20 protein-coding genes are annotated in these 11880 nt (G+C 59.1%); all 20 read left to right on the top strand.

Annotated features, from left to right (window positions below; translation table 11 throughout):
- Positions 1-11: 11 nt before the first annotated feature.
- The 20 genes from rplP to K1W69_RS06330 all read left to right on the top strand — a co-directional run bounded on the left by rplP (position 12) and on the right by K1W69_RS06330 (position 11879).
- Positions 12-425 (top strand): 50S ribosomal protein L16, encoded by a 414-nt coding sequence (rplP, locus tag K1W69_RS06235; protein ID WP_220227430.1) that lies wholly within the window; start codon positions 12-14, stop codon positions 423-425.
- An 11-nt stretch (positions 426-436) separates the two neighbouring features.
- Positions 437-637: a 50S ribosomal protein L29 gene (gene rpmC / locus K1W69_RS06240; protein ID WP_220227431.1), complete on the top strand. Its 201-nt coding sequence runs from the start codon at positions 437-439 to the stop codon at positions 635-637.
- A gap of 14 nt (positions 638-651) precedes the next feature.
- Complete coding sequence (gene rpsQ, locus K1W69_RS06245) at positions 652-882, top strand: 30S ribosomal protein S17 (RefSeq protein ID WP_220227432.1); 231 nt, start codon at positions 652-654, stop codon at positions 880-882.
- Positions 883-966: 84 nt separating this feature from the next.
- Positions 967-1335: a 50S ribosomal protein L14 gene (gene rplN, locus K1W69_RS06250; RefSeq protein ID WP_220227433.1), complete on the top strand. Its 369-nt coding sequence runs from the start codon at positions 967-969 to the stop codon at positions 1333-1335.
- A 10-nt stretch (positions 1336-1345) separates the two neighbouring features.
- Positions 1346-1654, top strand: coding sequence for a 50S ribosomal protein L24 (gene rplX, locus K1W69_RS06255; protein ID WP_220227434.1), 309 nt, complete (start codon positions 1346-1348; stop codon positions 1652-1654).
- Complete coding sequence (gene rplE / locus K1W69_RS06260; RefSeq protein WP_220227435.1) at positions 1647-2204, top strand: 50S ribosomal protein L5; 558 nt, start codon at positions 1647-1649, stop codon at positions 2202-2204. The genes rplX and rplE overlap by 8 nt, the downstream gene beginning before the upstream one ends.
- Positions 2205-2232: 28 nt before the next feature.
- Positions 2233-2538 carry a 30S ribosomal protein S14 gene (gene rpsN / locus K1W69_RS06265; RefSeq protein ID WP_220227436.1) on the top strand — a complete coding sequence of 102 codons (306 nt, stop codon included), beginning with the start codon at positions 2233-2235 and terminating at the stop codon, positions 2536-2538.
- A gap of 11 nt (positions 2539-2549) precedes the next feature.
- Complete coding sequence (gene rpsH / locus K1W69_RS06270; protein WP_220227437.1) at positions 2550-2948, top strand: 30S ribosomal protein S8; 399 nt, start codon at positions 2550-2552, stop codon at positions 2946-2948.
- Positions 2949-2986: 38 nt separating this feature from the next.
- A complete protein-coding gene (gene rplF / locus K1W69_RS06275) occupies positions 2987-3520 on the top strand; it encodes a 50S ribosomal protein L6 (RefSeq protein WP_220227438.1) in 534 nt (177 codons plus the stop codon).
- Between the two features lie 12 nt (positions 3521-3532).
- A complete protein-coding gene (gene rplR, locus K1W69_RS06280) occupies positions 3533-3892 on the top strand; it encodes a 50S ribosomal protein L18 (RefSeq protein ID WP_220227439.1) in 360 nt (119 codons plus the stop codon).
- Positions 3893-3934: 42 nt separating this feature from the next.
- Positions 3935-4495 (top strand): 30S ribosomal protein S5, encoded by a 561-nt coding sequence (rpsE, locus tag K1W69_RS06285; protein WP_220227440.1) that lies wholly within the window; start codon positions 3935-3937, stop codon positions 4493-4495.
- A gap of 6 nt (positions 4496-4501) precedes the next feature.
- Positions 4502-4702 carry a 50S ribosomal protein L30 gene (gene rpmD / locus K1W69_RS06290; RefSeq protein WP_220227441.1) on the top strand — a complete coding sequence of 67 codons (201 nt, stop codon included), beginning with the start codon at positions 4502-4504 and terminating at the stop codon, positions 4700-4702.
- 11 nt (positions 4703-4713) lie between these two features.
- A complete protein-coding gene (gene rplO / locus K1W69_RS06295) occupies positions 4714-5181 on the top strand; it encodes a 50S ribosomal protein L15 (protein WP_220227442.1) in 468 nt (155 codons plus the stop codon).
- 192 nt (positions 5182-5373) lie between these two features.
- Complete coding sequence (gene secY, locus K1W69_RS06300; protein WP_220227443.1) at positions 5374-6714, top strand: preprotein translocase subunit SecY; 1341 nt, start codon at positions 5374-5376, stop codon at positions 6712-6714.
- Complete coding sequence (locus tag K1W69_RS06305; RefSeq protein ID WP_220227444.1) at positions 6711-7361, top strand: adenylate kinase; 651 nt, start codon at positions 6711-6713, stop codon at positions 7359-7361. Before secY ends, K1W69_RS06305 begins: the two co-directional genes overlap by 4 nt.
- Positions 7362-7597: 236 nt before the next feature.
- A complete protein-coding gene (rpsM, locus tag K1W69_RS06310; RefSeq protein WP_220227445.1) occupies positions 7598-7966 on the top strand; it encodes a 30S ribosomal protein S13 in 369 nt (122 codons plus the stop codon).
- Positions 7967-8213: 247 nt separating this feature from the next.
- Positions 8214-8603, top strand: a complete 390-nt coding sequence (gene rpsK / locus K1W69_RS06315) for a 30S ribosomal protein S11 (protein ID WP_220227864.1) — start codon at positions 8214-8216, stop codon at positions 8601-8603.
- A 103-nt stretch (positions 8604-8706) separates the two neighbouring features.
- Entirely contained in the window at positions 8707-9717 is a 1011-nt protein-coding gene (locus K1W69_RS06320) for a DNA-directed RNA polymerase subunit alpha (protein WP_220227446.1), read from the top strand.
- A gap of 45 nt (positions 9718-9762) precedes the next feature.
- Positions 9763-10191 (top strand): 50S ribosomal protein L17, encoded by a 429-nt coding sequence (rplQ, locus tag K1W69_RS06325; RefSeq protein WP_220227447.1) that lies wholly within the window; start codon positions 9763-9765, stop codon positions 10189-10191.
- Positions 10192-10439: 248 nt separating this feature from the next.
- A complete protein-coding gene (locus tag K1W69_RS06330; RefSeq protein ID WP_370688217.1) occupies positions 10440-11879 on the top strand; it encodes a DegQ family serine endoprotease in 1440 nt (479 codons plus the stop codon).
- Position 11880: the final 1 nt, after the last annotated feature.

The following is an 11880-nucleotide window of genomic DNA, read 5'->3' on the forward strand; positions in this document are numbered from 1 at the left end:
GAGAATAAGAAATGTTGCAGCCAAAGCGTACAAAGTATCGCAAGCAGCACAAGGGCCGCATCCGGGGCGTCGCTTCGGGCGGAACGGACCTGACTTTCGGTTCCTATGGTCTTAAGGCCCAGGAACCGAACCGCGTGAATGCGCGCGAGATTGAAGCTGCTCGCCGCGCCATCACCCGTCACATGAAGCGCGCCGGTCGCGTGTGGATTCGCGTCTTCCCGGACGTGCCGGTTTCGTCGAAGCCGACCGAAGTCCGCATGGGTAAGGGCAAGGGTTCCGTCGATTACTGGGCGGCCAAGGTCAAGCCGGGCCGGATCATGTTTGAAATCGACGGCGTCGCAGAAGACATCGCACGCGAAGCGCTGCGTCTCGGCGCCGCCAAGCTGTCGGTCAAGACGCGGTTCGTGCAACGGATTGCAGAGTAGGAAACGGAACGATGAAAGCCGCAGACATTCGTACGATGAGCAATGATCAGCTCAACGACGAGCTCGCGAAGCTCAAGAAAGAGCAGTTCAACCTTCGCTTCCAGAAGGCGACCGGACAGCTCGAAAAGACGTCGCGCATCAAGGAAGTGCGCCGCGATATCGCCCGCGTCAAGACAATCAGCCGCCAGAAGGCGGTTGCAGACAAGGCTTAAAGGACACAAGAACAATGCCAAAACGTATCCTGCAGGGCACCGTTGTCAGCGACAAGAACGACAAGACAGTAGTTGTCAGCGTCGAGCGTCGTTTCGCACACCCGATGTTCCAGAAGACCGTGCGCCGCTCGAAGAAGTACAAGGCGCACGATGCGGAAAACAAGTTCAAGGTCGGCGATACCGTATCCATTCAGGAATGCGCGCCGATTTCGAAAGACAAGCGCTGGACTGTCATGACCGACTAGGTCGGTCCGCAACAGACAAGAATGTAGTGGAATCAAAGGGTAGGGCGGATGCTCTTCCCAATTAGGTAAAGAAGGCGGTCTGACATGATTCAGATGCAAACAAACCTCGACGTCGCTGACAATTCCGGCGCCCGTCGTGTCATGTGCATCAAGGTGCTGGGCGGCTCCAAGCGGAAATATGCTTCCGTTGGCGACATCATCGTCGTCTCCGTGAAGGAAGCGATCCCGCGTGGCCGCGTCAAGAAGGGTGATGTGATGAAGGCGGTCGTCGTACGGACGGCCAAGGATATTCGTCGTCCGGACGGAAGCGTCATTCGCTTTGACAAGAATGCCGCCGTCCTCGTCGACAACAAGAAAGAACCAATCGGCACGCGTATCTTCGGACCGGTCCCGCGCGAACTGCGCGCCAAGGCCCACATGAAGATCATTTCGTTGGCGCCGGAAGTTCTCTGAGGAGATTACGATGCAGAAGATCCGCAAAGGCGACAATGTGATCGTGCTCACCGGCAAGGACAAGGGCCGCACAGGCGAGGTCCTGAAGGTGATGCCGAAGGAAAACCGCGCCCTGGTCAGTGGCGTCAACATGGTTCGGCGCCATCAGCGTCAGACCCAGACCGAGCAGGCCGGCATTATCAGCAAGGAAGCGCCTATCCACCTGTCCAATATCGCTCTCGCCGTGGACGGCAAGCCGACCCGCGTCGGGTTCAAGATATCGGAAGATGGCTCCAAGGTGCGTGTGGCAAAGCGTTCAGGAGAAGTAATCGATGGCTGAGGCAAGTTACGAGCCGCGGCTCAAGACCGAATACAAGACCCGCATCCGCGACGTCATGCAGGAAAAATTCTCCTACAAGAACGTCATGCAGATCCCGCGCGTCGACAAGATCGTCATCAATATGGGCGTTGGCGAAGCAACAGCGGATTCCAAGAAGCCCGCAACTGCAGCTGAAGACCTGGCGGCAATCGCCGGTCAGAGGCCGGTCGTGACGCGCGCACGCAAGTCGATCGCCGGCTTCAAGGTGCGCGAAGGCATGCCGATCGGCGCCAAGGTGACCCTGCGCCAGGCGCGCATGTATGAATTCATGGACCGGCTGGTCAACGTCGCGCTTCCGCGCGTTCGTGACTTCCGTGGCCTGAATCCGAAGAGCTTTGATGGCCGTGGCAACTTCGCCATGGGCCTGAAAGAGCACATCGTGTTCCCCGAGATCAACTACGACAACATCGATCAGCAGTGGGGCATGGATATCATCGTTTGCACGACTGCCGAGACGGACGACGAAGCGCGCGCTCTTCTGAGCGAGTTCAACTTCCCGTTCCGGCAGTAACGACAAGCGTAGAAAAGGACCTAAAGACATGGCTAAGGTTAGCGCAGTCGAAAAGAACAAGAGACGCCGCAAGCAGGTCGCGAAGGATGCGTCCAAGCGCGCCGCGCTCAAGGCGATGATCAAGGACCAGAGTACGCCGATCGAAGAGCGTTTCCGCGCGACTCTGAAGCTTGCCGAGATGCCGCGTGACGGATCGAAGACACGCATCCGCAATCGCTGCGAAGTCTCGGGGCGTCCGCGCGCCTATTATCGTAAACTGAACATGTCCCGTATTGCGCTGCGCGAACTCGGTTCGCTCGGCAAGGTTCCGGGCATCGTCAAGTCGAGCTGGTAAGGAGACGTCACATGTCTATGAGTGATCCCCTCGGCGATATGCTTACCCGTATCCGCAACGCCACCGGCCGCCGCAAGAACACAGTCAGCACGCCGGCTTCCAAGCTGCGCGCGCGCGTTCTGGACGTTCTGCAGTCGGAAGGCTATATCCGCGGATATTCCGAAGTCACGTATGACGACGGAAAGTCGGAGCTCAATATCGAGCTGAAATACTCCGAAGGCGCGCCGGTCATCCGGGAGATGTCGCGTGTCTCGAAGCCAGGACGCCGGGTTTATGTCTCGGTCAAGTCCATTCCGAATGTCGCGAATGGCCTCGGCATCTCGATCCTTTCGACTCCGAAGGGCGTGATGGCCGATCATGAGGCGCGCGAACAGAATGTTGGTGGTGAGGTTCTCTGTCGCGTCTTTTGACGCGGCGGTCCTCCTAACGGTCAGACAGGTTTGAAATTATGTCTCGTATCGGAAAGAAGCCCATTTCGGTTCCCGCCGGTGTGACTGCCTCGGTTGAAGGCCAGACAGTCAAGGCCAAGGGCCCCAAGGGCGAACTGAGCTACGTCGTCAATGACGAAGTGCTCGTGAAAATGGAAGAAGACGCAGTCGTCGTCACGCCGGCTGACCAGTCGCAGGACGCGCGCTCCAAATGGGGCATGTCCCGCACGAACATCGAGAACATCATTCTCGGTGTGACGAACGGTTTCGAGCGTCGTCTTGAAATCAATGGCGTCGGTTACCGCGCCTCCATGCAGGGCAAGAACCTGCAGCTTGCGCTTGGCTTCAGCCATGATGTGGTCTTCGAGGCTCCGGACGGCATTACGCTTGCCTGCCCGAAGCCGACGGAAATCGTCATCACGGGCATCGACAAGCAGCAGGTCGGTCAGGTTGCGGCGAAGATCCGCGAATTCCGTCCGCCGGAGCCCTACAAGGGCAAAGGCGTCAAATATGCCGAAGAGCGGATTGTCCGCAAAGAAGGCAAGAAGAAGTAGGGACACCCAGCTATGGCAAGCAGCAAAGCTCTTTCGAAACGCGCCGGGCGTGTCCGCCGGCAGCTCAGGTCGGTCGCCAATGGTCGTCCGCGGCTTTCGGTCAACCGTTCTTCGAAGAACATCTACGCCCAGATCATCGATGATCTGGAAGGCAGGACACTGGTGTCGGCATCGACGCTGGATCCGGATCTGCGCAAGTCGCTGAAGACCGGAGCCGACACCGATGCGGCCGCCGCAGTTGGCAAGCTCGTGGCCGAACGCGCCACGAAGGCCGGCATCGAACAGGTCGTCTTCGACCGCGGCGCCTACATCTATCATGGCCGCGTCAAGGCTCTGGCGGACGCCGCCAGGGAAAATGGCCTCAGCTTCTAATCATTTGCCCGTTGAAACCGGAAAAGAAAAAGGACAAGGACAATGGCAAGAGAACCCCGCCGCGATAATCGCGGAAAAGACGACGAGCGCGACAGCGAATTCGTCGACAAGCTGGTTCACATCAATCGCGTTGCGAAGGTTGTGAAGGGCGGACGCCGTTTCGGCTTCGCTGCTCTCGTGGTCGTCGGCGACCAGAAGGGTCGCGTCGGCTTCGGACACGGCAAGGCTCGCGAAGTTCCGGAAGCGATCCGCAAGGCGACCGAGTCGGCCAAGCGCAGCATGATTTTCGTGCCGCTGCGCTCCGGCCGCACCCTGCATCACGATGTCCAGGGCCGTCACGGCGCCGGCAAGGTGCTGCTGCGTTCGGCCAAGGCCGGTACCGGAATCATCGCGGGTGGTCCGATGCGCGCTGTCTTCGAGACGCTCGGCATGCAGGACGTTGTCGCCAAGTCGACCGGTTCCTCGAACCCGTACAACATGGTTCGCGCAACCTTCGATGCTCTGGCCAACCAGATGCATCCCAAGGACATCGCCAGCCAGCGTGGCATCAAGTATTCGACGCTGCAGGCTCGCCGCGCGTCGCTCATCGGCAGCGAGGAGTAATCTCTGATGGCTGAGAAAAAGGCAGAAAAGATGGTTACGGTCGAACAGATCGGCAGCCCGATCCGCCGCCCGCAGGATCAGCGCCAGACGCTGATCGGGCTTGGACTGAACAAAATGCATCGCCGCCGGACGCTGGAAGACACGCCGGCAGTCCGTGGCATGATCCGCAAGGTTCGTCACCTCGTGCGCGTCGTCGACGAAGCCTGAGGGAGTTGAAAATGAAACTGAATGAACTGAAAGACAAGGACGGCGCAGTCCAGGATCGCAAGCGGGTCGGACGTGGCATCGGATCCGGCAAGGGCAAGACCGGCGGCCGTGGCGTCAAGGGTCAGAAATCGCGTTCGGGCGTTGCCATCAACGGCTTCGAAGGCGGCCAGATGCCGATTTATCAGCGTCTTCCGAAGCGTGGCTTCACGAACATTTTCGCGAAAGACTACAACATCGTGTCGATCGGTCGCATACAGACCGCCATCGATTCCGGTAAGCTCGACGCATCGGGAACGATCGACGCGGCTGCGCTTCAGGCCGCTGGCGTGTTCAAGCGCGTGAGAGACGGCGTTCGCGTCCTGTCCGACGGCGAATTGAAGGCCAAGGTCAGCCTCGAGGTCGCCGGCGCATCGAAGACGGCGATCGAAAAGATCGAAAAGGCCGGCGGCTCCATCAAGGTGTTGAACGCCGCGGAATAAAACCTGGCGGGCCCGGGCGTTTGAACCGGGCCAGCCGATCCCCATATGGATGATACAGCGTCCCGGAGGAGGAAGTTGGAGGCATCGAATTCCTGGTTCATCCGAACCTTAGATGTTTCTTCATAGGCAATCATGACCGCATCCCGGTAACGATCCGGAGCTTTCCGGGGTGGCGGTCACGCGGAGATTCGCATGGCATCTGCAGCCGAACAACTCGCATCCAATCTCAATTTTTCAGCTTTCGCCAAGGCTGAGGATCTCAAGAAGCGCATCTGGTTCACACTGGCTGCGCTTCTGGTCTATCGGCTTGGCACATACATTCCCCTGCCGGGCATCGACCCCGACGGGTTCGCCCGCGCTTTTCAGCAGCAGTCCGGCGGTATTCTCGGCATCTTCAACGTGTTTTCTGGCGGCGCCGTACAGCGCATGGCCATTTTCGCGCTCGGAATTATGCCGTACATCTCGGCTTCCATCATAATGCAGCTCATGACGTCGGTGGTGCCGACGCTGGAGCAGTTGAAGAAGGAAGGCGAACAGGGCCGCAAGGTTATCAACCAATACACGCGATACGGCACCGTGCTGCTCGCGGCCGTCCAGGCCTACGCCATCGCGGCCGGCCTCGACAGCAGTGAAGGCATCGTGACGAACCCAGGCTGGTTCTTCCGCATCTCGACAGTGATCAGCCTTGTGGGCGGCACGATGTTCCTGATGTGGCTCGGCGAGCAGATCACCGCGCGCGGCATTGGCAACGGTATTTCGCTGATCATCTTCGCAGGCATCGTCGCGGGTCTTCCCGGCGCCATCACCGGCATGCTGGAACTCGGCCGAACCGGCGCTCTTTCGGCCGGCATCATCGTTCTGGTCGTGCTGATCGCCGTCGGCGTCATCGCCTTCATCGTGTTTGTCGAGCGGGCGCAGCGGCGGCTTTTGATCCAGTATCCGAAGCGACAGGTCGGCAACCGCATGTTCCAGGGTGATTCCTCGCACCTGCCGCTGAAGCTGAACACGGCCGGCGTCATTCCGCCGATCTTCGCCTCCTCGCTTCTGCTCTTGCCAACCACGCTCGCCGGTTTCTCAAGCTCTACCGACCTGCCGGCGTGGGCGACGACGCTGCTGGCGACGCTCGGCCACGGACAACCGGCCTATATGGTGCTCTACGCAGCGCTTATCGGGTTCTTCGCGTTCTTCTATACGGCCGTTGTGTTCAATCCGAAGGACACGGCGGACAATCTGAAGAACCACGGCGGGTTCATTCCGGGCATTCGTCCTGGCGAGCGCACGGCCGAATATATCGACTACGTTCTGACCCGGATCACCGTCGTGGGCGCGATCTATCTGATATTCGTCTGTCTCTTACCCGAAATGCTCATTGCGCAGACCGGAATCCCCTTTTATCTCGGTGGCACGTCCCTGCTGATTGTCGTCAGCGTAACACTTGATACAGTGGCGCAGGTGCAGGGACACTTGATTGCGCAGCAATATGAGGGCTTGATCAAGAAGTCCAAGCTTCGAGGAGGAAAGAGGGGACGATGAGATTAATGTTGCTGGGACCGCCGGGCGCCGGCAAGGGGACGCAGGCGCAAAGGTTGGTCGAGAAGCACGGCATACCACAGCTTTCGACAGGCGACATGCTTCGCGCAGCCGTCGCCAACGAAACCGAAGTCGGACTTCGCGCAAAGGCGGTGATGGACGCAGGAAAGCTGGTGTCCGACGATATCGTCAATGCGATCGTGTCCGAGCGGCTGGATGAACCGGACTGCAAGAATGGCTTCATCCTCGACGGATTTCCGAGAACGCTGGTGCAGGCGGATGCGCTTGCCCGGATGCTTTCGGAAAAGGATATGCCGCTCGATTGCGCCATCGAGGTTCGCGTCGACGACGACATTCTGGTGGAGCGCATTTCAGGGCGTTACACCTGCGCCAACTGTGGCGCCGGTTATCATGACACGTTCCTGAAGCCGAAGAAGGCTGGCGTGTGCGACAAGTGCGGAGGCACGGAGTTCAAGCGGCGGCCGGACGACAACGCCGACACGGTTCGCACGCGACTGTGGGCCTACTACAAGGAAACGTCGCCGCTGATCGGTTACTACCATGCGAAGGGACTTTTGCATGGCGTGGACGGAATGGCGGAAATCGACGCCGTATCGGAGCAAATCGACACGATTTTGGCCAATCTCTGATCCGACAGGAGAGAATGACCGATAATTTTGACCATTTGCGTCGAAAATTTGGATCCGGTGTGTTGACGATCGATACCCGAGTCCGATAGAAACCCCGCCAATTCGAGAATATCGAGCGGTTGGCGCGGTTTTCTAAATTCAGAGAACCGGGGCTGATCGCTTTCTTACGTCCCGATATTAAAAGCAGGCGGCCATTGGGGCTGTCGTGCAGAGACCGGAAGTCAAGGAGAACAGGCGTGGCCCGTATTGCTGGCGTCAACATTCCGACCAACAAGCGCGTAGTGATCGCGCTGCAGTATATTCATGGCATAGGCCCTGCCTTCGCCAAGGAAATCACCGAGAAGGTCGGCATCCCGGCGGAACGTCGTGTCAACGAACTTTCCGACGCCGATGTCATTCAGATTCGCGAAACGATCGACCGCGACTATCAGGTCGAAGGCGATCTTCGTCGTGAGCGTTCCATGAACATCAAGCGTCTGATGGACCTGGGCTGCTATCGCGGTCTTCGCCATCGTCGCAACCTGCCGGTCCGTGGCCAGCGCACGCATACCAATGCGCGCACCCGCAAGGGTCCGGCCAAGGCCATCGCAGGCAAGAAGAAGTAAGGCGGCGCGGTCACGCGCTGTTCCGCCGCCCGGTTTGCGGGCAGGCTTTGAGAATTGGGGCCGGGGTTATCCCCGCCCGGTGTAGCCGCTGGAATTACGGCGGTGTTGATATCGCCGCCCGATCTTGGTCCCGATAAGGATACAAGTCGGGCATATGAAAGTTGAGGTGTCCGGAACCGGCAAGACCGGCGGACCCCGGTGTAGCCGCTGGAAATACGGCGGTGAAGAGATCTCTGAAAGGGTGCTTATGGCTAAGGAAGCCGCGCGTGTTCGCCGTCGCGAACGCAAAAACATCTCGTCTGGCGTCGCTCACGTCAATTCGTCGTTCAACAACACGATGATCACGATTACCGACGCACAGGGCAATGCCATCGCCTGGTCGTCGGCCGGCGCCAAAGGCTTCAAGGGTTCGCGCAAATCGACCCCGTTCGCCGCGCAGATCGCCGCCGAAGATTGCGCCAAGAAGGCGCAGGAACACGGAATGAAGTCGCTTGAAGTCGAAGTTTGCGGACCGGGTTCCGGTCGCGAATCGGCGCTGCGCGCGCTTCAGGCCGCAGGCTTCACTATTACTTCAATTCGTGACGTGACGCCGATCCCGCACAACGGATGCCGTCCTCGCAAGAAGCGTCGCGTCTGATCGCATCAAACATCCAAAACCAATGAGCGCGTGACGCGCTCCTCTTGGTTCTCCAGCTCTGTTGTCACGATTGGATGGTGGCAAGGAACGGAAGGCAAAACATATGATTCAGAAAAACTGGCAAGAGCTTATCAAGCCGAACAAGATCGAGATTACCTCGTCGGGTCGCACAGGCGCCCGCCTGATCGCCGAGCCGCTGGAACGCGGTTTCGGTCTCACGCTCGGCAACGCGCTGCGTCGCGTTCTGCTGTCGTCCCTGCGGGGCGCTGCTGTCACTGCAGTGCAGATAGACGGCGTTCTGCATGAGTTCTCGTCGATTGCAGGCGTCCGCGAAGACGTGACCGACATCGTCCTCAACATCAAGGAAATCGCCATCAAGATGGAAGGCGACGAGCCCAAGCGCATGGTTGTGCGCAAGCAGGGCCCGGGCGCTGTCGTCGCCGGCGACATCCAGACTGTTGGAGATATCGAGATCCTCAACCCGGATCACATCATCTGCACGCTCGATGAAGGCGCCGAAATCCGCATGGAATTCACGGTCGCCAACGGCAAGGGCTACGTGCCGGCCGATCGCAACCGCGCCGAAGACGCTCCGATCGGCCTGATCCCGGTCGACAGCCTGTATTCGCCGGTCAAGAAGGTCTCCTACAAGGTCGAGAACACTCGCGAGGGACAGGTTCTCGATTATGACCGCCTGATCATGACGCTCGACACCGACGGATCGGTCACCGGCGAAGACGCAATCGCATTCGCCGCACGCATCCTGCAGGACCAGCTTGGCGTGTTCATCAATTTCGACGAGCCGCAGAAGGAAGTCGAGGAGACGCAGGCGACGGAACTGGCGTTCAACCCGGCTCTGCTGAAGAAGGTCGACGAACTGGAACTGTCGGTCCGCTCGGCGAACTGCCTGAAGAACGACAACATCGTCTATATTGGCGATCTCATCCAGAAGACCGAAGCCGAAATGCTGCGTACGCCGAATTTCGGTCGCAAGTCGCTGAACGAGATCAAGGAAGTTCTTGCGTCGATGGGGCTGCACCTCGGAATGGAAGTGCCCGCCTGGCCGCCGGAAAATATCGAAGATCTGGCCAAGCGCTACGAAGATCAATATTGAACCAGTAACCCGCAGGCCTGAGGTCTGCATCACAGGAGAAAGCTCATGCGCCACCGCAAGTCAGGCCGCAAGCTCAACCGGACTGCCAGCCACCGCAAGGCGATGTTCGCCAACATGGCGGCAGCTCTTATCGAACACGAGCAGATCATCACCACCTTGCCGAAGGCCAAGGAGATCCGCCCAATCGTCGAGAAACTCGTCACGCTCGGCAAGCGCGGCGATCTGCACGCTCGCCGACAGGCGATCTCGAAGATCCGCGACGATGAAATGGTCCGCAAGCTTTTCGACACCATTGCGTCGCGCTACGCCGACCGCAATGGCGGCTATACGCGCATCATGAAGGCCGGTTTCCGCCGGGGCGACAATGCTCCGCTCGCCGTCATCGAATTCGTTGATCGCGATGAAAACGCCCGTGGCGCAAAAGATTTCGCCCGCCTCGAAGCGGAAGCGAATGAAGAAGAAGCAGCAGCATAAGAACTGACTGCTCCGAATGAACTCGAAGCCGGGCTGCAACGCCCGGCTTTTTTCGTTTGTTTCGAAGCCTATATACTTGTCGACATTACAATTTGGTAATCGTGACAAATTGCCTTCTTTGTGGCAGTTCACATCGATTATCATGGCAGCGATTCAATCAGATCAAGACCAATCGGAGTTGCCCCATGCGCAATAAGAGAGTGCTGTATCCTGTGATTTTGGCCGTTCTGGCCGTCGGGTCGGCAATCATGATCGCGCAGGCGCGGGCGCCGTTCGGCAACAGCGTTCTCGGCGGGTTTGTCTCCGGGGCGTTGGGCGAAACAGAGGTCGCCGCCGAGGCGCTGCCGGTTCACAATGCAGCGGCGAAGCGCGTTGTGCCGAACAGCCAGGCGCAGTTGCTCTATTCCTACTCGGAACTTGTCAAGAAAACCGCCGGCGCAGTCGTCAACGTCTACGCCGAGCGGATGGTGCGCCAGTCCTCGCCCTTTGGCGGCGATCCATTCTTCGAGCGGTTTTTCGGGCAACGAATGCCGCATCGCAGTCAGAAACAGTCGAGCCTCGGATCCGGCGTCATCATCGATTCCTCCGGGCTGATCGTCACAAACAATCACGTCATCGACGGCGCCGACGAAATCAAGGTCGCGCTCGCCGACGGCCGGGAATATTCAAGCAAGGTCCTGCTGAAGGACAAGCGGGTGGATATCGCTGTCCTTCAGATCGAAGACGACGCGGATTTCGTCGCAATCGGCTACAGCGATTCTGACCGCCTCGAGGTCGGCGACATCGTTCTTGCGATCGGCAATCCTTTCGGCGTGGGGCAGACCGTGACCAGCGGAATTGTCTCGGCGCTGGCGCGCAACGGCATCGGAATTTCGGATTTCGGCTTCTTCATCCAGACGGACGCCGCCATCAATCCGGGCAATTCCGGCGGCGCGCTGATCGACATGCACGGCAATCTGATCGGCATCAATACGGCGATTTTCTCCCGGTCCGGCGGCTCCAACGGAATTGGTTTCGCAATTCCGGCCAATATGGTGAGAGCGGTCGTCGACGCCGCCAAGCGGGGCGATGAGCGCTTCAAGCGGCCGTATATCGGCGCCACGTTCGCCGCAGTCACGGGGGATATGGCGGAGGCCCTGGGCATGAAGCGGGCCAGCGGCGCGATCGTCACGGATGTCGCAGAGAACGGGCCTGCCGACAAAGGCGGTTTGACCGTGGGCGATCTGGTCGTTTCCATGAATGGCGTTGTTGTGGAGCATCCCGATGCGCTCGGCTACCGGTTGGCGACCGCGGGCGTTGGCCGGGACGCCGAGTTCGAGGTTATGTCCCGCTCGAAGATCAGGAAAATCACCATCACCCTTGAAGCGCCGTGGAGCCGCGGCAAAGGGGCGGAGACCGTGATTTCCGGCAACAACCCCTTCGCAGGCGCGACTGTGGCTGATCTCGTTCCAAAACTCGCCGAAGATCTGAACATGCCGACCGGTCAGGAAGGCGTGGTGGTTTTGGCGGTCGAATCCGGATCACCCGCTGTACGTTTCGGCCTGAAGGAGCGCGACATCGTCACGGTGGTCAACGGCAAAACCGTGACAAGCGTCAATCAGATGGTGGACATGGTCAGCCGTCGTCAGCCCTATTGGCGGTTCGAGATCAATCGCAATGGAAAGCGGTTCAGCCAGTTGATACGGTAGT

It is taken from the genome of Flavimaribacter sediminis, assembly GCF_019492055.1.
Classification (GTDB): Bacteria; Pseudomonadota; Alphaproteobacteria; order Rhizobiales; family Rhizobiaceae; genus Flavimaribacter; species Flavimaribacter sediminis.